This window comes from uncultured Brachyspira sp. (assembly GCF_949287625.1).
Classification (GTDB): domain Bacteria; phylum Spirochaetota; class Brachyspiria; order Brachyspirales; family Brachyspiraceae; genus Brachyspira.
In genome coordinates this window covers 1-25,331 of sequence record NZ_CASEGO010000027.1, presented here as the reverse complement: position 1 = coordinate 25,331, position 25,331 = coordinate 1, and the positions used below count along the sequence as shown (strand labels likewise).

Annotated in this window: 17 protein-coding genes and 1 pseudogene; 11 read left to right on the top strand and 7 right to left on the bottom strand. The window is 32.0% G+C overall.

Annotated features, from left to right (window positions below; all coding sequences use genetic code 11):
* Positions 1-194 precede the first annotated feature (194 nt).
* A complete protein-coding gene (hflX, locus tag Q1X91_RS06155) occupies positions 195-1,310 on the top strand; it encodes a GTPase HflX (protein WP_300754534.1) in 1,116 nt (371 codons plus the stop codon).
* Positions 1,311-1,316: 6 nt separating this feature from the next.
* On the opposite strand, the gene Q1X91_RS06150 is transcribed toward hflX, so the two are convergent.
* The 6 genes from Q1X91_RS06150 to ssnA all read right to left on the bottom strand — a co-directional run bounded on the left by Q1X91_RS06150 (position 1,317) and on the right by ssnA (position 12,066).
* Positions 1,317-1,775 carry a CAP domain-containing protein gene (locus tag Q1X91_RS06150; RefSeq protein ID WP_300754531.1) on the bottom strand — a complete coding sequence of 153 codons (459 nt, stop codon included), beginning with the start codon at positions 1,773-1,775 and terminating at the stop codon, positions 1,317-1,319.
* 65 nt (positions 1,776-1,840) lie between these two features.
* Positions 1,841-3,562: a DNA adenine methylase gene (locus tag Q1X91_RS06145; RefSeq protein WP_300754528.1), complete on the bottom strand. Its 1,722-nt coding sequence runs from the start codon at positions 3,560-3,562 to the stop codon at positions 1,841-1,843.
* A gap of 546 nt (positions 3,563-4,108) precedes the next feature.
* Complete coding sequence (gene yqeB / locus Q1X91_RS06140) at positions 4,109-4,936, bottom strand: selenium-dependent molybdenum cofactor biosynthesis protein YqeB (protein WP_300754525.1); 828 nt, start codon at positions 4,934-4,936, stop codon at positions 4,109-4,111.
* 11 nt (positions 4,937-4,947) lie between these two features.
* The gene (gene xdh / locus Q1X91_RS06135) at positions 4,948-7,518 is read right to left on the bottom strand and encodes a selenium-dependent xanthine dehydrogenase (protein WP_300754521.1); all 2,571 of its coding nucleotides are present in this window, start codon (positions 7,516-7,518) and stop codon (positions 4,948-4,950) included.
* Positions 7,519-7,622: 104 nt separating this feature from the next.
* A complete protein-coding gene (gene ygfK, locus Q1X91_RS06130; protein WP_300754519.1) occupies positions 7,623-10,598 on the bottom strand; it encodes a putative selenate reductase subunit YgfK in 2,976 nt (991 codons plus the stop codon).
* Between the two features lie 136 nt (positions 10,599-10,734).
* Entirely contained in the window at positions 10,735-12,066 is a 1,332-nt protein-coding gene (ssnA, locus tag Q1X91_RS06125; RefSeq protein ID WP_300754515.1) for a putative aminohydrolase SsnA, read from the bottom strand.
* Between the two features lie 201 nt (positions 12,067-12,267).
* On the opposite strand from ssnA, the gene Q1X91_RS06120 reads away from it, so the two are divergent.
* The 10 genes and pseudogenes from Q1X91_RS06120 (at position 12,268) to Q1X91_RS06075 (ending at position 24,210) form a co-directional block, all read left to right on the top strand.
* Positions 12,268-12,921: a transcriptional regulator gene (locus Q1X91_RS06120; protein ID WP_300754512.1), complete on the top strand. Its 654-nt coding sequence runs from the start codon at positions 12,268-12,270 to the stop codon at positions 12,919-12,921.
* On the top strand, positions 12,914-14,107 hold the full coding sequence (gene dpaL, locus Q1X91_RS06115; RefSeq protein ID WP_300754508.1) for a diaminopropionate ammonia-lyase: 1,194 nt from the start codon (positions 12,914-12,916) through the stop codon (positions 14,105-14,107). The genes Q1X91_RS06120 and dpaL overlap by 8 nt, the downstream gene beginning before the upstream one ends.
* A gap of 64 nt (positions 14,108-14,171) precedes the next feature.
* On the top strand, positions 14,172-15,503 hold the full coding sequence (locus Q1X91_RS06110) for a YgeY family selenium metabolism-linked hydrolase (RefSeq protein ID WP_300754505.1): 1,332 nt from the start codon (positions 14,172-14,174) through the stop codon (positions 15,501-15,503).
* Between the two features lie 56 nt (positions 15,504-15,559).
* On the top strand, positions 15,560-16,753 hold the full coding sequence (gene ygeW, locus Q1X91_RS06105) for a knotted carbamoyltransferase YgeW (protein ID WP_300754502.1): 1,194 nt from the start codon (positions 15,560-15,562) through the stop codon (positions 16,751-16,753).
* 132 nt (positions 16,754-16,885) lie between these two features.
* Positions 16,886-17,827 carry a carbamate kinase gene (arcC, locus tag Q1X91_RS06100; protein ID WP_300754500.1) on the top strand — a complete coding sequence of 314 codons (942 nt, stop codon included), beginning with the start codon at positions 16,886-16,888 and terminating at the stop codon, positions 17,825-17,827.
* Between the two features lie 92 nt (positions 17,828-17,919).
* Positions 17,920-19,275, top strand: coding sequence for a nucleobase:cation symporter-2 family protein (locus Q1X91_RS06095; protein WP_300754497.1), 1,356 nt, complete (start codon positions 17,920-17,922; stop codon positions 19,273-19,275).
* A 42-nt stretch (positions 19,276-19,317) separates the two neighbouring features.
* Entirely contained in the window at positions 19,318-21,453 is a 2,136-nt protein-coding gene (locus Q1X91_RS06090; protein WP_300754494.1) for a xanthine dehydrogenase family protein molybdopterin-binding subunit, read from the top strand.
* On the top strand, positions 21,453-21,941 hold the full coding sequence (locus Q1X91_RS06085; RefSeq protein WP_300754491.1) for a (2Fe-2S)-binding protein: 489 nt from the start codon (positions 21,453-21,455) through the stop codon (positions 21,939-21,941). Before Q1X91_RS06090 ends, Q1X91_RS06085 begins: the two co-directional genes overlap by 1 nt.
* Positions 21,932-22,783, top strand: coding sequence for an FAD binding domain-containing protein (locus Q1X91_RS06080; RefSeq protein WP_300754488.1), 852 nt, complete (start codon positions 21,932-21,934; stop codon positions 22,781-22,783). Before Q1X91_RS06085 ends, Q1X91_RS06080 begins: the two co-directional genes overlap by 10 nt.
* Positions 22,784-22,826: 43 nt before the next feature.
* Positions 22,827-24,210, top strand: a pseudogene (locus Q1X91_RS06075) (solute carrier family 23 protein).
* 149 nt (positions 24,211-24,359) lie between these two features.
* Here the strand turns inward: Q1X91_RS06075 and Q1X91_RS06065 are convergent.
* Positions 24,360-25,214, bottom strand: coding sequence for a PhnD/SsuA/transferrin family substrate-binding protein (locus Q1X91_RS06065; RefSeq protein ID WP_300754479.1), 855 nt, complete (start codon positions 25,212-25,214; stop codon positions 24,360-24,362).
* Between the last annotated feature and the right edge of the window lie 117 nt (positions 25,215-25,331).

Sequence of the window (25,331 nt, the reverse complement as noted above, 5' to 3'; positions counted from 1 at the left end):
GATAAAACTATAGAACTTTATAATTCTCTAGTAACAAAATAATAATTTTTAAATATTAGAAAGCCAAATATAAAAATTGTGAGCGTATAGCAAATTCATTTGCTATACATTTTTAGCGAACAATTTTTATTAGCAATAATAATAAAATAATGATTTTATAAACTTTTAAATACTTAAATTAGGAACAGTTTTTTATGGATATCAAACTAAATAATATAAAAAAAGCATATATAATATTTGTAGCCGACAGCAAACAATACAGAAACAGCAAAATTAATATAGATAATATACTTAATGAACTTTCAATGCTATGCGATACAGCAGGATACGAAGTAGCAGAAAGATATTCATTTATTCAGCAGAAAATAACTGCAGGCACTTATATAGGTACTGGTAAATTAGAAAGTTTGAAAGAAAGTGCTTTAACTGATAATGTTGAATATTTTGTATTTGATAATGAGTTGAGCGGTTCTCAGGTTAATGCTATAGAAGAAGGCTCTAATATAAAGGCACTTACAAGAACAGAAATAATACTAGAAATATTTGCAATGCGTGCTAAAACTATGACTGCAAAAATGCAGGTGGAATTAGCTTTTTTAGAATTTGAATATCCAAGATTAAAAGGTAAAAGAACAAATTTAAGCCAAATAAAAGGAGGTATTGGATTAAGAGGAGGTGCTGGAGAAAAACAGTTGGAATATGACAGAAGAAGAGCAAGAGAGAGAATACATAAATTAAAAACTCAATTAAGTAAAGTTGAAAAATCAGCAAGCACTGGAAGAAAATCAAGAGGAAATGCTTTCAGAGTTGCTATAGTAGGATATACTAATGCTGGAAAAAGCACATTATTTAATCTGCTATGCAAAGAAAGTGTTTATGTAGAAGACAAGTTATTTGCAACTTTAGATACGCATACTAGAAAACTATATCTTGGAGATGATACACCTGTAGAGGCTATAATAAGTGATACAGTAGGATTTATAGACAGACTTCCGCATACATTGGTAGCATCATTTAAGTCCACACTTTCAGAAGTTGTAGAAGCTGATTTATTACTGCATTTAGCTGACGCTTCTGATGAAAATATAAATGATAAACTCATTCAGGTAGAAAGCATTATAAAAGAAATAGATGCATCACATATAAAAAGAATAGTTGTATTTAATAAGGTTGATAATATAGATGAAGTGCAGAAAAATAAAATATCTACTTCTTATGAAGATTCAATATTTATAAGTGCTAAAAATAATATTAATATAGAAATGCTTAGAAAGAAAATACTTGAAAATATATTGGAATTAAAAAGCTAATATAAATTAATTTTGCCTTCTCAGCTGAGCAAATATAACAACCCAAAAATCCTCACCGTTAATAGCATAATGCGAGACACCTACATGGGTAAATTTATCACTTAATATATTAATCTTATACTGCGAAGAGTTCATCCAATAACTTACAACCGTTTCAGCATTCTTAAATCTATATGCTATATTCTCATCAGAAGAAAAAACCCTTATACGATTCTCATATAGAAGCTCATCATATCGAGTATTATTAGGTCTGATATGAGAAAAACTAATCGAAAGTTCTTTAGCTCTAATATCTGCCGCTTTATTAAGTTCATCGCTCAGTTCAAATGAATACAAACCTTCATTTTCTCTAACTCCATTCAAAGCACTTAATATTGCTTCAGCTTCATAATTATTCTCTGAATACAAAACCGCCAGAGAACAAAAATAAAGAATAAATAAAGCTTTAATCATAATCTTAAACATAATATATTCTACTTCTACAATTTTCTATTATTTATAAATACAGTGTTAAATATAATATTTTTTTATTATTTTTCAAGTCTGAGTAATAATTTATTTTTGTTAATTTCAGAAATATTAGAATGCGTTATATTGTAAATTATTCTCTTTCTTATCCTATTTATAATGCTTATATCATTATTTTTATAATATGATATTATATCCAAAATATCATTTGTAATATCAAATAAATACTCATTTGATTTTCTTGAGCATAATCTGCTGTAAGTCTTTAATATATATTCTCCGAAATATTTTATAAGTTTTATATTATTTGATAGTACAGCTGCATTGAAATGATATGAATATATTTTTAATGCCTCTATATTATCCTCTTTCATGTATCTGTCTAAAAATAAAGAAAACATCTTTATATATTCCAAACTTTTATTTTGAAGTTTAGAACATATATCTTCTTTATTGATTATATGAGTTGAGTATTCAAGATAAATTATTATAATATTATCTTTATCATAATCAAATATTATACTGTCTTTAGAACAGTCCAAAGGGTTTTCTAACTTAAGTCTTATGTTCTCTATATATTTTAAATTCTTATTGAAATTACTAAAACAAAAATTATGCTTTCTAGTATCCACAACAAATAAATACTCTACATTTTTTGTTTTATTAACAATAGATCTCTTAGCACCTCTGTATTTTGTATATTCAGAAGTAACTATATCCAATTTGCCATGCTCCTCAAGAATAGATATCAAATCATCATACTCTATTATACCATCAGTAGAATAACTCATTACTATATGGCTTGTATTTATATTATCGAGTAAATTTATTAATGTATCTTTGGCTGTTTTTTTGTAACAGTATAAAGATTTTGTTTTTACCCAGTCCTTTCTAATACCGCCTTTATCAGTTTTCTTTCCATCAACATAGATATTTTTATTAATGGCTGGTTTATCCCATAAAGCTATAGTATTGAGTAAGTGATAATTACTTCCGTACTGATGCTGATTATAAGGAGGATCCAAATAAACCAAATCAAAATGCTTATCTTTATTTTTTATAACAAACTCATTAGCATCAAGCATACTTACATAACAATCAGAGCCTTCAAATAATGGTATTTGTTTTAATGATATAGGAGAAAGTATCCTATTTAGAGCATCTTTATTTCTTCCTCCAAAACCTGCATGAAAAGCCTTGAATACTCCAGATGTATTTGTATGTGTGGCAGCTTCATATATTATAGAAGCTATTAAATAATAATATTCTTTTTGATTGATGACATTATTTTTATAAAGCTCTTCTATGTTATGCCTTATAATATCTATTTTTGAGGCATTGTACTGAGTATAAAAAAGCCTTTCATTAATTAAGTCTGGATTATTATCATCTGACGGGGCGTAATATTTAGAGATATATCTGTCATTATCATTAATATGATTAATACTGTTAATCATATTAATTGTATTTTCTAATCCTCCAGTATGACTAAACATATTATCCAAATCTTTTATATTAATAGCCAAATGAGCATAATTCAATATATAAGAATAATACTCCCAATCATTAGAATAAACCTCTAAATTCAAAGTCTTTAAAAGTCTCGATACACTGCCGCTTCCTGCAAATAAATCCAAAGCAGTTTTTACATAACTATTATCTTCTAATATACGTAAAATTGTAGACTCTATAAATGGAAGTAATCTTCTTTTATTTCCAATATATGCTATTAAATTTTCTTTTAAATATCTTTCTTTAGTATTAGCTTCTGCATTAGTTATCATAATCTTATTATCATAATATAGTTTACATAATTATATTAACATAATAACAGCAAAATATCAACATATTATACTAATTAATTTAAAAATATGCACTTAAAGCACACATATTGCATTTAAGTATTTCTTAATTTACTAAAGCAAGTAAACTGTATATAATTTTTATAATTTTGTATTTTAAAAACTTATAAATGGTATAAAGTATTATCTAGCATTAGACTTGTTTCAAAACTATTTTTATTTATAATTGCGTGGACTAGCCCTGCGAAGCACACAGTCGTGCCGCACCCCCACTTCTTTTGCCGTCCGCTCTGTGTGCCGTAGCAGGTGTGGCACATACGAAGTACGCCTGCGGCGAGAAGCAAAAAGACTGCATTTTATGCTAAATTTAGCAATTTATCCCGCATATAAAACATAATTAGTACTATTTAATATTATTTTTAGATTTGCACTTTTTGCGGCGGGAAAAAGTTGAATAAAAAAATTGACAAACTATATTTGTTTAGGTATATACTAAGCAATGATAATAAAATTAGAGTAAAACATTAATCATCTATTATATAAATACATCATAGCAGTAAGTACAGCACCGCCCAAATTTCTAGCCTTATCAGAGATAGTAAAGCAATTATCATATTCGGATTTTCTAGGATCAATATCCGCTATTTTTAATCCTTTATGAACTTTAAAACCATCTCTTATAATGCCTCTCAAAAGACCGTCAAAAGCAGCAAGAACTTCTATTTTTTCATTATTATTATTTATATATGCTATAACTTCTTTTTCTCTTACAAAATCACCTATATTTTTTATGTTTTCAATAATACCATCAGCACTTGCATGTATTACTCTTTCAGCCTCTTTTCCGCCTATATTACCTGGTATTCCAGTATTTGGTATAGCCTCACCTTTGGTATACATTCTTCCAAGATTATGTCCTCTTACAGTTTCTATAACAATGTCAGCATCCTTACCAGCAGTAAATCCCGGACCTAATGCTATAGTATATTTTGCCATAGATTTATTTGTTCCTAAATTCTTTTTAGCTATTATAGCATCAATTAAAAATGCAGGCTTTATACAACTTAATATTTCACAATTAGGATCAATAAGAATAGGTATCTTACTATAATTTTTATCTGCAACTATATTAAGGGCTTCTTCATAGCTTTTTACTAAAACAGCTTCAATATCCTCAACTCTGCTTTTACCATCATAAACAGCTTCGGACAATGCAGCCTTTCTTCTAATTGAAAAGGGGTATTGTGTTTCTAATAATATAATCTTAAAATGAGCTTTATACAAAGAATACACAACACCAGTAGCTAAATCTCCAGCCCCTCTTATAATTACAAGTTCATCATTAAATAAACTCATAAAAAAATAAATTATTTTGAATAAGGAGTATTTTTAAGCGGAAGTTCTGTTTGGAACTCACCATTAAATTTGTAATATGCTAAAGCAACAGCAGGAGCAGTAGGTATACTTGAAATCTCACCTATACCAGTAGCACCATATCCGTAAGGCACTCCTGGTTTTTCTATAATAATAGACTCAACATCAGGAGTTTTATCAGCTCTGAATAATCCTAAAGTACCGAATTTTACTTTAGGCACACAATTTTCAAGCGGGAATTTCTCTGTAAGAGCATATCCTAAAGACATAACAACACCGCCTTCAATCTGGCCTTCCAAAGCTATAGGATTAATAGCCTTTCCTATATCATGAGCTGCAACTATTTTTTGTATAGTGCCGTCATCATTAAGTATACAAACCTGAGCAGCATAACTATAAGCAACATGAGAAACTGGGTGAGGTTTATCAACGCCCATTTTATCAGTTATAGTAAGCCATTCACCATAAAACTCTTTGCCTTCCAAATCTTTTAAAGTTTTTCCTTTATCAAGCTCTTTTTTAAGCTCTTCACAGGCTCTCTTGCAAGCTTCACCTGTTATAAGAGTTTGTCTTGATCCTGAAGTAGTACCAGAGTCTGGAGATGTGGCCGTATTAGGCTGATGAACTATAATCTTATCATCATCTAAATCAAGAGTCTCACCTACTATCTGATAAAGCACAGTAGCAACCCCCTGTCCTATACAAGAAGCGGCAGAATATACATGTACTTTTCCATCTTCTATAACCAAACGAACTCTTCCAGTATCTGGAAGCCCAACACCTACACCAGAGTTTTTCAAAGCACAGGCTATACCTACATTTTTATTATTATAATATATATCTTTAACAGCCTCTAATGTTTCAACAAGTCCAGTAGCTTCATCAGCTATTTGATAGTTAGGAAGTACCTGACCGGGACGTATAGCATTTCTATATCTTATTTCCCAAGGATCTAATCCGCACATTTCAGCAAGTAAGTTTATGTTCATTTCTGTAGCAAAACAAGACTGCGGAACTCCGAATCCTCTGAAAGGTCCAGTAGGAGGATTATTAGTATAGAAAGATTTACCGTCTATATCTATAACCTGATAATTATAAGGACCAGCAGCATGAGTACAAGCTCTTTGAAGTACTGGACCAGATAAGGAAGCATAAGCACCAGCATCAGTAATTAAAGCAGCTTTCATAGCAGTAAGTATACCATTTTCATCGCAGGCAGTAGTCATATCTATACTCATAGGGTGGCGTTTTGGGTGCCAATTAATACTTTCCTGTCTTGTAAGTTTGAATTTAACAGGTCTTTTTGTTCTGTATGACATTATAGCGGCATAATGCTGAACACTCATATCCTCCTTACCGCCAAAACCGCCGCCTACATATTTATTTTCTACTACAACCTTATCAGGCTCTATACCCAAAGCCATAGCAACTTCTCTTTTTGTATCATAAACGCTCTGATCGCTTGAATATACAAATATACCATCATTAAAAGGCATAGCAACGGCAACTTCAGCTTCCATAAAGGCATGTTCTGTCCAAGGAAGTTCATAATGCCTTGTAACTTTATATTTTGATTTTGCTATTACTTCATCAGCATTTCCTTTAACTAATCTTTCATGAGTAAGAAGATTGCTTTCCCTTCCTTCATGAACTAAAGGAGCATCTGCTTTCATAGCTTCTTCTGGATTTCTAACTAAAGGAAGTTCTTCATATTCTACTTTTACTAAATCCCTAGCCTTTTTAGCTGCAGCTTCATCTTCAGCCACTATCAAAGCTAATCCGTCAGCAATAAATCTTGTAGTCTCGCCCTCACCTATAAGTACGTCCCAGTCATGGAAAATATGACCTATTTTTTTAGCACCAGGTAAATCTTTAGCAGTAATAACATCAACTACGCCTTTTAAAGCTTTTGCTTCGCTTGTATCTATTTTTAATATTTTTGCTCTAGGATATTTAGTTCTAACAGCTACACCATAAATCATTCCATCTATTTCAACATCATCGCAGTATTCACCAGTACCTAAGGCTTTTTCTTTAGCGTCTATTCTTGCAATATTTCTGTCGCCTAATTTTACCTTTCCTTTATAGTCTTTAACATCAATATTCTCTCTTATCATTTTAGCTGCTAATTCTATAGCATCAATAATTTTTTTATATCCAGTACATCTGCAAATATTATTTTTTATAGCAGCAACTATTTCAAGCCTAGTAGGATTATTATTTTTATCTATTAAACCTTTAGCACATATAACCATACCAGGTATACAGAATCCGCATTGAACAGCACCAGCAACTGCAAAAGCATGAGAATACACATCTTTTTCTCTTTGAGTAAATCCCTCTATAGTTTGTACGCTTTTTCCTTGAAGTCTTCCTATAGTTTGTATACATGCTTTAGTTGGTTTTCCATCTATTAAAACAGTACAAGTTCCGCATGCTCCTTCAGAACAGCCGTCTTTTACAGATTTGCACTTACAGTCATTTCTAAGAACATCCATTAATTTTCTGTCAGAATCAAAGCTCATCTCTTTGCCATTAATGATAATATTAACGCTCTCGCCCATATAAAATTACCTCCCATTTTAATAATATTAATGAAAATAAACATAACAATGGAGATTTATATTCCCCAATGTTATGCTATTATATATATAATAAAAACCCAAAATTATTTCAATATAAGATATTTATAATTATTAAATACACTATCTACTATACTATAAACTCCATTAAAGTTTTTAGAATTTCCAGCTTTATATGATTCTTCTTTGCCGTCTATTCTAAGTTTAGCATTACCTTCCTTATCTAAGAATAAGAAGCCGTCATTTTTAGAGTTTTTCATATCATCTGCAGTAGCAAATAATGTAAACTTATCTTTATAAGGAGCAGAACTATAAGGACAGAATGTTTCGCAGTTACCGCATTCATTACACATATAGTCAATATGTATAATCTGTGATATTTTAGCTCCGCCATCAACTTTAACTGATACATTCGCTCTGTTAGGACAAACCTCAGCACAGCTTTCACATATATAGTCGCAAGTTAAACATCTGCTAGCTTCATGGTCTTTTGACACCTCTTTTAGATTACCTTTTTTACTGTAAGAAATCTCTTCAGTAGAAACAGAAGGCAAATCAGGAGCAACTGCTTTTCCTAATACAGCCTCAGCGATAACTTTAGCATCTCTTATAGCTTCAACTATAGCAGCAGCTCCATAAAGTCCGTCTCCAGCAATATAAACATTTTTAAGAGAAGATTCGTTATTAGCATTGCATTTTGGTTTTCCTCTCTCATCAACTTCTATACCATTAGATTTATAGAACTCAGATTCAATCTGCTCACCTATAGAAGCTATAACAGTGCTTGCAGGAACTTCTACTGTTTCTTTAGTTTCAACAACATTTCTTCTGCCTTTTTCATCATAGTCTGATAATTCCATTTTTTTGCATAAAAGTTTTCCGTTTTCTATTTTCACAGGTGCTAATAATTCCATAAACTCAACACCATCTTCTAAAGCCTCTTTAAGCTCTTCTTCTAAAGCAGGCATATATCTTTTAGTTCTTCTATAAACTAATCTAACATTTTTAACGCCTTTATTTTTCTTAGCAGCACGGGCAGCGTCCATAGCAGTATTACCTCCGCCTATAACTACTACATCTTCTCCTAAAGCCACATTGCCGTTAGTTTTATTGAACTCTTCTAAAAATTTAAGTGCATTTATAGATTCTCCAGCCTCAAGTTTTAAAGACATGTTTTTATGAGCACCTATACAAACAACAGTATAATCATAATTTTTAGCAAACTCTTTTATGTCTTTTATCTCTTTTCCAAGTTCAAATTTTACTCCCATTTGCTTGCATAAACTTACATCATTTCCAATCTCTTCAGCTGATATTCTAAAATTAGGTATAATATTAGCAACAACTCCGCCTGCTTTTTCTCTCTTGTCAAATACTGTAACTTCTACCCCAGCACGTGCCAAGAAAAATGCTGCAGAAAGTCCAGCAGGTCCGGCACCTATAATACCAGCTTTTTTTCCTATAGGAGCAGCAGGTTTTAAAGTGGATATAACATTTTTATAACCAGCTCTAGCAGCCTCTAATTTGCAAGCTCTTATACTTACAGGCTCTTCATAGAATTGTCTAGTACAAGTATCCATACAAGTATGAGGGCATAATATACCTGTCGCAAAAGGCATAGCATTTTTTTCTATAATTACTTTGAAAGATTCATCATATTTGCCTTCAGCATTAAGTCTTATATATGTTGTAAGGTCCTGATGTATAGGGCAAGTTTCCATACAAGGTGCTATATAACAGTCTACCAAAGGAACTTTTTTCTTAATTTTTCTGCTTGCAAGAGGCTTGATAGGTTTAGTATGATGTTTATCTTTTTTGCTTGCTTCAACTATTTTTTCAGCTTTAGCAACATCCACTTTTGTAAATGGTTTATATTCTTTAAGATTTTTAGCTATTTGTTCAGTTCTTTGATAACCGCCTGTTTTTAATAAAGTAGTAGCAATAGTTACAGGCCAAATTCCTGCATCTATAACATCATTAATATTAAAATAATCGCATCCGCCAGAGTATGATATTCTTAAATTTCCGTCAAAATCTTTGCTCAATCTTGAAGCTACTGTCATAGAAAGCGGAAATAATGATTTACCAGACATATACATCTCTTCAGAAGGAAGTTCTTTCTGCTTAACATCTACTGGGAATGTATTAGTAATTTTTACCCCGAATAAAAGAGAATTATCAGAAGCTAGTTTCTGAAGTCTTTGAAGCATTGGAACTGCATCGCTGTACTGTAAATCATCTTTAAAGTGGAAATCAGTAAATGATATATAATCATAACCCATATCATCTAATGTTTTTCTTGCATATTCATAACCCAAAAGTGTAGGATTACATTTAACAAAGGTATTCAATTTTTTTTCTGTTATTAAATAAGAAGCGATTTTTTCTATTTCAGAAGGAGGACATCCATGAAGAGTAGATAAAGTAACAGAATTACATACATCAGCATTAATTTTATCAATATCTTCTTTTTTGAAGTTTTTGAATCTGTCAATATTATCATTAAGCCACTTTATACATTCTTTAAATATAGGAGTATTAGAAGCGTCTTTTAATCCTTCAATAAACTTATCTATCTTTTCTAGTTTAATACCTTCATAATCATAACCAACAGACATATTAAACTGAAAACCGTCCATATCTCCTAAATCCCATTCTTTAGCTATAACCTTTAAAGCCACCCAAGCCTTAACATACTCATCAAAAGCCTGAGGTACATAAAGCTCTGTTGACCATTCGCAGTTATAACATTCATCATTAGCAGCTATACAAGGTTTAGCAACGCATTTACTTAATTCTTCTCCGTCCATTTTCTGTACTGTTTTAAGTTCAAAGAATCTGCTTCCAGTATAGTATGCCGCTATTATATTTTGTGCTAACTGAGTATGAGGTCCTGCTGCAGGTCCTATAGGAGTTTCTAATTTTCTTCCAAAAATTTCATAATATTTAGATTTATCAGCTTTAAAGACTCTCGAAATACCAAATACTTTACCAGTCTTTTTTTCTTCCAAAACCCAATTCATAAGATTTCCAAAAGGAATAGGTGTCATTACATCACTCATTATATAATTCCTCCAAATAATTATTACTGTTATTTATTTTACTTCATTATGCCTACATAAAAAATATTTATATACCAAATAACGAACATAATATATATCCATTATTTGGTATAATTCATAAAGAGTCTATTATTAATTATTTATTGATTTGTTTCCAAAGTTTATCAGATTCTTCTTTTATTTTAGCATAAGCAGCTTCTTCATCAATTTTTGTAAGTTTTCTCTCTCTCATTAATACTTCTCCGTTACAAACAGTAGTATTAACATGTCCGCCGTTCATACCGAATAATATATGTCCGTTGATATTTTTATCGCTTAACTCTGTATAGTTTTTATAATCCATTATAATAACATCAGCAGCGGCACCTTCTTTAAGCACACCAAGAGGAGTTTCAAAATAACGGTTAGCTATTTTAGCATTATTTTCAAAAAGCATTTGAGGTATTTCTCCCCAAGCAGCATTAGGATTGCAAAGACTATGTTTATGAAGAACATTAGCTACTTTGTATGATTCTGTCATATCATGAGTATATCCGTCAGTGCCCAAACCTGTTAATATACCTTTTTTCATTAGCTCCATAGTAGGAGGACATCCGCAGGCATTACCCATATTAGATTCTGGATTATGAGAAGTCATAGTATCAGTATCTTTTATCAAGTCCATTTCATGAGGATTAATATATATACAGTGTACAAGTATAGTCTTTGTACCTAAAACTTTGAAATCATAAAGTCTGTCAACTATTCTTTTGCCATGATCTTTAAGGCAGGCATGCAAATCTTCTATACCCTCAGCAACATGTATATGACAGCCTATACCTTCAGGTAAATCTTTCATACATGCTTCCATAGTTTTGTCAGAAATAGTAAAAGAGGCATGCATACCCATCATAGCTTTAATCATATCGGTTTTATCAGCCATAGCATGTTTAATAAAGTCAAGATTTTCTTTAACAGAAGCCTTAGATTTAGCCTCTCCGTCCCTATCAGAAACTTCATAACATAAACAAGAACGTACTCCCATAGTTTTGGCAGCTTCTTCTATAGCAAATAAAGAACCTTCTATATGTCCGAAACTTGCATGATGGTCAAATACTGTAGCAACTCCGTTTTTTATTGATTCTATATAAGTGGCCATAGCACTTTGTTTTGTCTGCTCTAAAGTAAGATTTCTATCTATAGTCCACCACATTCCATCTAATATTTCTAAAAAGCCTTTAGGATTATAGCCATTAATACTGAAGCCTCTAGCCATAGCAGAGTAAATATGTTCATGCACATTTATAAATGCGGGCATAATAACACCGCCTTTAGCATCTATATACTCAGCATCTTTATATTTAGCCTTTAAATCAGAAGTTTTTCCCACTTCTTTAATCAATCTTCCATCACAAAGCACTGCCCCATCTTCTAAAAACGGCATGTTATTATCTCTTGTAATTAATTTTCCTCCCCCTATTAATAGCATAAGCTGCCTCCTAAAATTATATATTTTAATGAAATTATTTTTTTCTATACATTTTAATAGGATATTAAAAAAAGTGTATTTGTCAACGAATTTTCAAAAAAAATTTAGATTTTTCCTTGAAAATCTAAAAAAAAGTTAGTATACTATAAACGTATCTATTGATGATATAATTAACCATAAAAAGTATATTTTAGGATATTTATGAGCTCTAATATAATACTTGAAACATTGATAAGTGTAGCACATGGTATAGCAAGACAATTCGGAAATAACTGCGAAGTGTGTATACATGAACTAAAAGAAGATGATTTAGATCATACAATAGTTTTTATTATCAACGGAGGAATCACTGGAAGAAAAGCAGGAGAAGGTGCTTCAAATGTTGTAATAAATACTATAGAAAAACTTAAAAAAGGCGAGCCTATAGTAGATCATCTATCTTATCTTACCAAATCTTCAAACGGAAAAATATTAAAGTCTTCAACCGTCTTTATAAGAGATATAAACGGTAAGTATAAATATATACTTTCTATAAATTTTGATATAACTAGTTTTATACCTTTTAAAAGCGACTTGGACGCACTTTTAAATACAGAAGATAAATCAAAATTGGAAGAGATCCCAAACAGTGCTCAGGAACTTATGGAAAAACTTATAATAAAAAGTGAAGAATTAATAGGAAAACCTGCTAGCATAATGAACAAAGAAGAAAAAATAAGAGCTATAAAGTTTTTGAATAATTCCGGAGTATTTTTAATAACAAAATCAGGAGATAAAGTATCAAATCATTTTGGAATAAGTAAATTCACTCTATATAATTATATAGATTCAAAAAAGGAGGATATAAATGAGTGAGCTTAAATGGGCTGAAAATAAAATGCCTAAAACAGATGATAAAAATTTACCAATAATGTCTATTGAGGAAGTAAAAAAGGCAAAAGCATTTCATCAAAGTTTCCCTCAATATACACAAACACCATTATCAGAATTAAAAGAAATGGCTAAATATTTAGGTTTAGGAACTGTAAAAGTAAAAGATGAATCATACAGATTTGGTCTTAATGCCTTTAAAGTATTGGGCGGTTCTTACTCTATGGCTAAATACATAGCACAAAAAATGGGAAAAGATGTAAGCGAGTTCACTTATGATGTACTCACTTCTAAAAAATTAAAAGATGAATTCGGTCAGGCTACATTCTTCTCTGCTACAGACGGTAATCATGGAAGAGGCGTTGCTTGGGCTGCAAATAAATTAGGACAAAAATGTGTTATATTCATGCCTAAAGGCTCAACAGAAACAAGATTAAAAAATATTCAGGCAGAAGGTGCTACTGCTACAATAGAAGAATACAACTATGATGAATGTGTTAGAAAAGCTGCTGCCGAAGCTGCTAAAGTTCCAAATGGTGTAGTTGTACAGGATACTGCTTGGGAAGGCTATGAAGAAATACCTGCTTGGATTATGCAAGGTTATGGTACTATGGCATTAGAAGCTGATGAACAGTTTGGAGAGAGACCTACACATGTATTCGTACAGGCTGGTGTCGGATCTTTGGCTGGTGCTATGGTTGGATATTTCTCTAACAAATATAAAGACAATCCTCCTATAATGGTTATAGTTGAAGCTGAAGCTGCTGCTTGTTTATATAAAGGTGCTGAAGCTGGAGACGGTAAAATAAGAATAGTAGAAGGTGATTTAAATACTATTATGGCTGGACTTGCATGCGGAGAGCCTAATATCACTTCTTGGGATATACTTAAAAATCATGCAAACTGCTTTATAGCTGCTGAAGATATAGTTGCTGCAAGAGGCATGAGAATGCTTGCTGCCCCATTAAAAGGAGACCCTCAGGTTGTATCTGGTGAGTCAGGTGCTGCTCCTTTCGGTGCTTTGGCTACTATTATGCTTAAAGATGAATATGCTGAGTTAAGAAAACAATTAAAACTTGATTCTAATTCTAAAGTATTATTATTCAGCACTGAAGGCGATACTGATCCTATCAGATGGAAAAACATTGTTTGGGAAGCTAAAGATAGATAATTAAATAAAATTGTAAATAAATTTTTATTAGAAATAAATATATATTTAGGGAGAATAAAAAATAATGAGTGCTATTTCAAAAGAACAATTTGAACAAATAAAAGCAAAAGCTGAAGGCTATAAAGCTGATATGACTAAATTCTTAAGAGATTTAATTAGAATTCCTAGTGAATCTTGCGAAGAAAAAGGCGTAATCGAAAGAATAGCTGAAGAGATGAAAAAAGTAGGATTTGATAAAGTTGATATAGATCCTATGGGTAATGTTTTAGGTTATATGGGAAGCGGTAAAACTTTAATAGGTATTGATGCTCATATAGATACTGTTGGTATAGGAAACAAAGCTAACTGGAAATTTGATCCTTATGAAGGTTATGAAAACGATATCGAAATAGGCGGAAGAGGAACTTCTGACCAAGAAGGCGGTATAGTTTCTGGTGTTTACGGTGCTAAAATAATGAAAGATTTAGGTCTTTTAAATGACAAATATCAAGTTGTTGTAGTTAGTACTGTACAGGAAGAAGACTGCGACGGATTATGCTGGGAATATATATGTAAAGAAAGCAAAATTAAACCTGAATTTGTAATATCTACTGAACCTACTGACGGCGGTATTTACAGAGGTCAGAGAGGAAGAATGGAAATAAGAGTAGATGTTAAAGGTATTTCTTGTCATGGTTCTGCTCCAGAAAGAGGAGACAATGCTATTTACAAAATGGCTGATATACTTCAAGATATAAGAAGTCTTAATGAAAATGATGCTAAAGATTCTACAGAAATCAAAGGCTTAGTAAAAATGCTTGAAGAAAAATACAATCCTCAATACAAAGAAGCTAACTTCTTAGGAAGAGGCACTGTAACAGTTTCTCAAATTTTCTACACTTCTCCAAGCAGATGTGCTGTTGCTGATTCATGCTCTATATCATTAGACAGAAGAATGACAGCAGGTGAAACTTGGGAAAGCTGCTTAGAAGAAATTAGAAATCTTCCTAATGTAAAAAAATATGGTGCTGAAGTATCTATGTACAACTATGAAAGACCATCTTGGAAAGGATTAGTTTATCCAATAGAATGCTACTTCCCTACTTGGGTAATTCCAGAAGATCATGCTGTAACTAAAGCTTTAGAAGAAGCATACAAAGGTCTTTATGGTACTGAAAGAATAGGACCTACTCCAGAAATAGACAAAGAAAGAAAAGCTCGTCCTCTTACTGATAAATGGACATTCTCTACTAACGGTGTATCTATCATGGGACGTAACGGAATACCTTGTATAGGTTTCGGTCCTGGTGCTGAAGCTCAGGCTCATGCTCCTAATGAAATAACTTGGAAACAAGATTTAGTTCATTGTGCTGCTTTATACGCTGCTGTACCTACTATTTACTGTGCAAATAAATAATTAAATAATATAAAAAATAACCAATATAAAAAATAAAATAAAAAGGATTTTTAAATATGAGTATACAAAAATACATTTCAAAATTAGACAGCCTTGAATTCGGCAAAATGTATCAAAATGATTTCTTCCTAACTTGGGACAAAACTTTTGATGAATTACAAGCTGTTTGGACTGTTGCTGATGCTTTAAGATTTTTAAGAGAAGGCAACATCTCTACTAAAGTATTTGATTCTGGTTTAGGTATTTCTTTATTCAGAGACAATTCTACTAGAACTCGTTTCTCTTTTGCTTCTGCTTGTAACCTTTTAGGTTTGGAAGTTCAGGACTTAGACGAAGGTAAAAGCCAAATAGCTCATGGTGAAACAGTTAGAGAAACTGCAAACATGGTATCATTCATGGCTGATGTTATAGGTATCAGAGATGATATGTACATTGGTAAAGGTCATGAATATATGAAAGAAGTTTCTGCTTCTGTAAGACAAGGATACAATGACGGAATACTAGAACAAATTCCTACTTTGGTAAACTTACAATGTGATATAGACCACCCAACACAAATGATGGCTGACTCACTTCACTTTATCCATGAATTAGGCGGATTAGAAAACCTTAAAGGTAAAAAAGTTGCTATGACTTGGGCTTATTCTCCTTCTTACGGTAAACCTTTATCTGTACCTCAAGGTGCTGCTGGTTTATTCACTAGATTAGGTATGGACGTTGCTTTGGCTTATCCAAAAGGTTATGAACTTATGCCTGAAGTTGAAGCTATTGCTAAGAAAAATGCTGAAGCTGCTGGAGTTAAATTAACTATCACTAACAGTATGGACGAAGCTTTTGAAAATGCTGATGTTGTTTATCCTAAATCTTGGGCTCCTTTTGCTGCTATGCAGGAAAGAACAGACCTTTACGGTAAAGGCGACACTGACGGTATTAAAGCTCTTGAAAAAAGATTACTAGAACAAAATGCTCAGCATAAAGATTGGTGCTGTACTGAAGAAATGATGAAAAAAACTAAAGACGGAAAAGCATTATACTTACACTGCTTACCTGCTGATATTAATGATGTTAGCTGTAAAGACGGTGAAGTTGCTGCTTCAGTATTTGACAGATACAGAGTTCCTCTTTATAAACAAGCTAGCTACAAACCTTATGTTATAGCTGCTATGATATTCTTATCTAAATTCAGAGATCCTCAAGCTATATTAAGCAAATTAGCTTCAGATGGAAAACCAAGAGTATTTGGCTGCTAATAATTAAAAAATACAATGGTAAGTATCTATATAAATATAATAGTGCTTACCATTTTATATCTATAATATTGTGAAAAAAAGCACTTATTATAGGTTATTAAATTAATTTAATTTTGATTTTAGGATATAAAAATGGAAAATAAAAAAAGAATTGTTATTGCTTTGGGCGGTAATGCTTTGGGAGATACTCTAGCAGAGCAAATGCAGGCTGTAAAAATAACTGCTAAAAATATAGTAGATTTGGTTGAAAACGGATGCGAAGTAATTGTTGCACATGGAAACGGTCCTCAAGTTGGATTCATTAACAATGCTATGAATGAATATACTACTAATCATAAAACAGGTAATGATATACCTTTATCAGTATGCGTTGCTATGAGTCAGGCTTATATTGGTTATGATTTACAAAATGCTATTATGGAAGAGTTTTCTAATAGAAATTTGCAGGTTCCTCCTATAGCTACATTAATTACACAAGTTATAGTTGATGAAAAAGACCCTGCTTTTCAAAACCCTACTAAACCTATAGGTCAGTTTATGACTAAAGAAGAGGGAGAGGCTAAATCAAAAGAATTGGGCTGGATAGTTAAAGAAGATGCAGGAAGAGGATACAGAAGAGTTGTTGCCTCTCCAAAACCAGTTGCAATTGCTGAAAGTACAGCTATAAAAGCTATGCTTAATGAAAAAGCATTAGTTATATGCTGCGGAGGCGGCGGTATACCTGTAGTAAGAAAAGGTAATCATTTAAAAGGTATGGCTGCTGTTATAGACAAAGACTTTGCTGCTTCAGTACTTGCTAAAGAACTTCATGCTGATATGCTTATAATATTAACTGCTGTTGAAAAAGTTGCTGTTAATTTTGGAAAACCTGATGTTAAATGGCTTGATTCTATGAATATAGAAGAAGCTAAAAAATACTGCGATGAAGGTCAGTTTGCACCAGGTTCTATGCTTCCTAAAGTTCAGGCTTGTATGCAGTTTGCAGAAGCTACTGGAAAAGAAGCTATGATTACATTACTTGAGAAAGCAAAAGATGCTATAAACGGCAAAACAGGAACTAGAATAACTAAATAATATTTTTTACAATTTTTTATAAATAAAAACCTTAGAATATATTAATTATAGTAAACATATAATAAAAATATTTTAAGGAGGGTCGTATCTTTATGGATATTAACAAAACAAACAAACCTAACACAGATTTGGTATATCAGCTTGAAGGTCGTCCTAATGTAGCCGTTGCTTTGCCTTTAGGTATGCAGCATGTAATGGCAATGTTTACTTCTAACCTAGCTCCTATATTAATCATTGCAGGAGCCTGCGGTTTATCAGGAGCTGATACTGTTGTAATGGTACAATGTGCTATGTTCGTATCTGGACTTACAACATTTATTCAGCTCTACCCTATTAAACTTGGTAAAAATAGACAGATTGGAGCTAACTTACCTATAGTTATGGGTACTTCTTTTGCTTTTGTACCTACTGCTAAGACTGTTGCTTCTATGGGAGGAATAGGAATGGTATTAGGCGGAGCTATGGTTGGAAGTTTAACTGAAGTTATTATGGGATTTTTCTACAAATATATACGCAGATTTTTCCCGCCTTTGGTTGTTGGATGTACTCTTGTAACTATTGGGGTTAGCTTGCTTGGCGTGGGGGTAGATTATTTTGCTGGAGGTGTGGGTTCTCCTGATTACGGATCTCCTAAAAATTTAGCTCTTGGATTTTTATCTCTATTTATCATTATTATACTTCAAAAATTTGGAAAAGGAATCATAAAAAACTCCGCCATATTGATAGGTCTTATAATCGGGTATATAGTTTCTGCTTTTTTAGGAATGGTTAATACTCAGGCTATAGCAGAAGCGTCATGGTTCAGACTTCCTATACCTATGCATTTTAAATTAGAATTTTCTTTCTCAGCTATATTAAGTTTTGCTGTTCTTTACATCACTTCAGGCTTGGAAACTATAGGAAATACTTCTGGAATCACAATTGCAGGATTTGACAGAGAAGCTACAGAAAAAGAAACTTCAGGTGCTATACTAGCAGATGCATTGGGTTCTACTACAGCCGCATTCTTTAACTGTCTTCCAAATACTGCTTTCGGACAAAATGCGGGAATAGTATCTATGACTAAAGTTGTTAATAAATTCTGTATAGCAACTGGTGCTTTTGTATTAATGTTATGCGGTTTCTTTCCAAAATTGGGTGCCGTATTTTCAGCTATACCTAGTTCTGTATTAGGAGGTTCTATAATTACAGTATTTGCTATGATATTAATTAACGGTATAAAAATGATAGCAAAAGCTGGTTTCAGTGAAAGAAATATTATAGTAATGGGAATAACATTTGCTTTGGGTCTTGGACTTGCAAATCATCAAAATGCAATAGCTCAGCTTCCTGAATTTATAAAATTTATATTTCATGATACTGTGTCTGCAACATGCATTATATCTATATTGGCAAATCTTATATTCCCTGATGATAAAGTAAGCAAGCCAGAGGATTATAATGCTTAAATTGATGTTTAGGTTTAAAGTATATAAAAGGATATATAAAAAATGGAAACTTTTATTAAAGAATTAAGAAACTCTGTACCAAGAGTAGATGCTTTAGATAAGATAACAGGAAAAACAAAGTATTTAAATGATATAGATTTCGGCAAAGATATACTTCATGCAAAGATAGTATATTCTACAAAGGCAAGGGCTAAAATATTAAAAATAAATATACCAGAACTTCCAGACGGATATTTTACTGTTGATTATAGAGATGTTCCTGGAAAAAATATGACTACTATGGTTGTTTCCGATTGGCCTCCTTTTGCTGAAAATACAGTAAGATATATCGGAGAGACAATACTTCTTGTAGTGGGTCCTGATAAAAATATAGTTTATGATATAGCAGAAAAAATAGTAATAGAATACGAAGATTTAGAGGCTTCTCTTACTATAGATGATTCAAAAAAATTATTGGGCGGTGCTATAGTAGGAGATGATAATATATTTGTATCATTTAAAGCTGGATACGGAGATGTAGATAATGCATTCAAAAAAGCAAAAACTATTATAGAAGAAACATATTATACTCCATATCAGGAACACTTATATATGGAAGTTAATGGTGCTGTTGGTATATGGGAAAACGGAAAAGTTTCAATTTACTCTTCTACTCAATGCCCATACTATGTACGTAAAGCAGCAGCTCCAGTACTTGGTGTTGAAGACGATAACTTAAGAATAATAGCTCCTCCTATAGGCGGAGGATTCGGAGGAAAAGAGCATTATCCTGATATAATAGCTGCTGCAGTTGCTGTTGCCGCATATAGAGCAAAAAAAACTGTTAAACTTATATTAGACAGACAATTTGATATGGCTTATAGTGTAAAAAGACAGCCAGCACAAATAACAACAAAAGCAGCTCTTGATGAAAATAATAATATCATTGCTCTTGATATAGTATCCGATATGGACGCAGGTGCTTATGAAGCTAGTTCAAGAGTTATTATGCAAAGATGCACATACACTGCTGCTAATGTATATAATTTTCCTAATGTAAGAGTTTTAGGAAGATTATACGCCACTAATAATGTACCTAGCTGTGCATTCAGAGGATTCGGCGGACCTCAGGCTATATTTGCTATAGAAAGAACTATGGATAATATAGCTAAAAAAATAGGCGTTGATCCTATAGAGTTAAAAAGAAAATATTTCGTTAAAAAAAATGATCCTACAATAACAGGCGGTATGTTTCATGATAATATAATACTTCCTCAAATGCTTGAGTGGGCTTTAAAAGAATCAGACTATGAAAGAAAAGCAAAAGAATATAAAAACACTATGTATAAAGGAATAGGAATATCATGCTTTTTGCATGGCTGTGCTTTTACTGGAAGCGGTGAGAGAGATATAATAAAAGCTAAATTAAAATTAAGAAAAAAAGGAAATAAAGTAACTATACTTACTTCAAATACAGAAATAGGACAAGGACTTCATACCACATTCAAAAAAATAGCTGCATACAATTTATCTATTCCATTAGAAAATATTGAAATAGCCGAATACGATACATCAATTGTTCCAAATACTGGTCCTACTGTAGCTTCACGTTCTGTTATGATAGTAGGATATCTAATACAAGAGGCTTCTAAAAAGTTAAAACAAAGATGGAATGAATCTGAAGAAATAGAAATAATAGAAGACTATAAACACCCTACTCATTTAATAGATTGGGATACTTCTGCTTTAAGAGGAGATGCATATCCTAGCTACGGACTTGGAATCAATGTTGTAGAAGTTGAAGTTGATAAAGTTACATTAGAAGTAAAAATTGTAGGCGTTTGGGCAGTATTTGACTGCGGATATCCTATAGATGAAAAAATAGTTGAAGGACAGATTAAAGGAGGAGTTGCTCAGGCATTAGGCTGGGGAGCTTTGGAAAAAATAGTAAATAAAAACGGAAGATTCCTTCAGATAAAAATGTCTGATTATATGATACCTACTTCTTTAGATTTGCCGGAAATAAAAACATGTCTTATGGGTGAGCCTTATGAATACGGACCTTTAGGAGCTAAGGGTGTCGGAGAGATAACATTTGACGGGGCTGCCAGTGCTTATGCTTCAGCTATGGAAAGTGCTTTAAAATATCATTTCAACAGTATTCCTATACTGCCTGAAAATATTGCGGAGGTATTATAATGGCTATAAATTTCACTGTTAATGGAGAAAAAATTACTACAGAACTAAATCCTTTAACTAGATTAATAGATTTTTTACGCGATGAATTAAAACTCACAGGCACCAAAGAAGGATGCGGAGAAGGAGAATGCGGTGCTTGTGCCGTATTTTTAGATAAAAAAGTGGCGAACTCTTGTCTTATACCTATAGCCTTATGCGAAGGTAAAGAAATAATTACTATAGAAGGGTATACAAAAACAGAAAAAGGAAAAATTGTAGTGCAGGCTTTTTTAGATGAAGGTGCTGTGCAATGCGGTTTCTGTACACCAGGTATGGTAATGTCTTCTGAAGCTGTATTAAGCAGTACTAAAGGAAAACCTACTGAAGATGATGTAAGAAAAGGTTTATCAGGCAATCTATGCAGATGCACTGGATATGATCATATAGTTAATGCTGTATTAAGAGCTTCTGATATAGCTTCTAAGGAGGGTAAAAACCTATGGCAATAGAGAAAACTTTAACAGCAAAAAATATAAATGAAGCTTTAGAATTAAAAGCTAAATATAATCCTATAGTATTTGCAGGCGGTACTGATTTGATGGTTGAGCATTTGAGAGGAAGTAATTTAATAGCTAAATTTGACAAACCTGTATTATTTATAAATTATTTAGATGAATTAAAAGGTATAAAAGAAGATGAAAATAATATCATCATAGGTGCATTAACTACTTTTGATGAAATTATTAAATCTCCTTTAACACCTCAAGTATTAAAAGAAAGTGCCTCTGGTATAGCAGGTCCTCCTATTAGAAATATAGCTACCATTGGAGGAAATATCTGCAATGCTTCGCCTTCAGCTGACAGTCTTCCAGCATTATATGCAATGGATACAATTTTAAGATTAAAAAGTAAAGATTCTCAGAGAGATGTAAAAATTAAAGACTTTATTACTGGAGTAAGCAAAACTATTATTAAAGATGATGAAATACTCACTCATATAATAATACCAAAAAAAGATTATGAATATTCCTTCTACAAAAAAATAGGAACTAGAAAAGCTAATGCATTATCAAAACTAGCTATATGTGCTTTGGCTCTTAAAGAAGATAATAAATATAGATTTAAAATAAGTTTTTGTACTTTAGGAACTACTATAACAAGAGATGAAAGTATAGAAGAAAAATTTATAACTTCAAATATTAATGAATGGAAAAACAGCATTAATCTTATACAGGAAGCATATTCTAATATTATGCATCCAAGAGATAGTGCAAGGTCAACTGCTCTGTATAGGAAAAAATGTGCCTTAAATTTAATAAAGTATTTTATAGAAGATATCTGTACAAAATAGTTTATTAATTTAAATAAAACAATTTAATGAATGGAGAAGAAATATGAGTACGAATGAAAAAACTCAAAACGCTTTGTTTGAATACGAAGCCGTTCCAAAGATGTCGCAGGCTTTTCCGCTAGCCATTCAGCATGTAGTTGCTATGATTGTAGGCTGTGTAACTCCTGCACTTATAGTATCATCTGCTGCAGGACTTAAAAGCGGAAGTCCGGAACAAATACTCTTAGTTCAGTCATCTTTAGTATTTGCTGCTATTTCTACAATAATAATGGTTTTCCCTATACCTATCACTAAAAATTATCATATAGGAGCAAGACTTCCTATGATTATTGGTGTTAGTTTTGCTTATGTATCTACTATGCAGTCTATAGCAAGAGGTCCTGAAGGTACTGGTCTTGGTGCTCAAGGTCTTGCCATTATATTTGGGGCTCAGGTAATAGGAGGTATAGTTGCTATTATATTTGGGCTTGCTGTTGAAAAAATAAGAAAGTTATTCCCGCCTCTAATAGCTGGTACTGTTGTATTTACTGTCGGTCTTTCTTTATATCCTACTGCTGTTAGATATATGGCTGGAGGAAGTACATTATACAGTATAAATGGAGAGGTTGTTCCTTTTGGGTCTTGGCAGTATTGGGCTGTTGCATTTATCACTCTTATAGCTGTTATTATATTCAATCAGTTTACTAAAGGCTTCTTAAAACTAGCTTCTATACTTATGGGTTTAATTATTGGATATATAGCTGCTTTTTTCTTTGGAATGATTAATTTTACTAGTGTTGCTAATGCAGGTATTTTCCAAGCTCCGAAATTACTTCCTTTTGGTATAGAGTTTGATCCTTCTGCTTGTATTGCTATAGCTCTTTTATTTGCTGTAAACTCTGTTCAGGCTATAGGGGGACTTCTCAGCTACTACTTCAGGCGGTATGGGAAGAATGCCTACTGATAAAGAATTAAAATGCGGTATTACTGCTTATGGTCTTACTAACATATTATCTTCTATGTTCGGATGTCTGCCTACTGCTACTTACAGTCAGAACGTTGGTATAGTTGCTACTACTAAAGTTGTTAATAGAATAGTATTTTTAATTGCTGCTATTATCATATTAGTTGCAGGATTATTCCCTAAATTCTCTGCTTTGCTTACTACTATACCTTCATGTGTACTAGGCGGAGCTACTATTATGGTATTTGCTTCTATTGCTATGACTGGTATAAAATTAGTATTCACTGAAAATATGGGACCTAGAAATACTTTAATAGTTGGTCTTGCTGTTGCTTTAGGTATGGGTACTGTTCAAGTTGGAGGTGCTTTAGACACTTTCCCTGCTTGGGCTAAAACTGTATTTGGAAGCAGCCCTGTTGTTATAGCTACTTGTGTTGCTATTATACTTAATGTTGTTCTTCCTAAAGAAGAAGCTAAAAAATAAATTATAATAAATAAATTACAATAAAAAATAAAGCATAAGTTATTATTAATTTAATACTTATGCTTTATTTTAATTAAAAACTACAAACAAAAAGGACTTTATATAAAAAATATAAAGTCCCAAATAAAATTATGATAAATATTATATTTTTATTTATTGCCTAAATAATTTTGTTCTCTCATGGCTTTATATAAAGAATCATATCCTCTAAGCTCTTTTTCTCCTACAGCAATCCATTTATTTAATCCTTCCATAGACATCATCTTTTTAATTATAGGATCATCTTTGCTTTGTGAAGTAAGCATTTTAACAAATGAATCTCCAGCCTCTTTATCAAAATCTGGCATAACTGAGAAATTACAATGACAAAATTCAGGACCAGTATAAAAAGATATTAGTTCTCCGTCTGGATATAATCCCTCTTCAAGTATACGTATCCAAGTAGTAGAACCTATGCTTCCTGCATCTAATGCTCCGCTTTTTATATCATCTAATACATGCCATTCACTTTTACCTGTATCGCCATGTTTTCCCAAATCTGTATTATATCGTACTATATTAACACAATTCGGATCTGTATCAGCATTAAGATCTATTTCTTTTATTTGCAAACCAGCTTCTTTTATATATTGTATAGGTAATATAGCTGCCTGAGAAGAGTCATAACTTCCAACTCCGAACTTTTTGCCTTTCAAATCTTCCAATTTTTTTATTGTACTGTCTTTTTTAACAATAAATTTACTTGTAAAATTAGTATCTGTATCTCTCATAGCTAAAGCTCTGGCTTTATCATTAGTAGCATATGAAGTTTGAATCCAAGCTACATTTGTATTCCAAGCTATATCTATATGACCTTTTAATAAAGAATCAACTTGTCTTTCATAATTTGAAAATAAAACATAATCAAGTTTTAATCCGTATTCATTACTATAATCTCTTATTATATCCCATACTCCTACAACCTTAGGATCATAAGCAACAGCACCAAGTAATAATGTTTTCATTTTATCTCCTTAAATACAAATGCATGGGTGCCATACATATTGCATTTAAGTATTCCTTATCTTTTTGAAGTATAACATAGGTGTATCATAATTTAAAGCTGAATGTATTCGTTTATG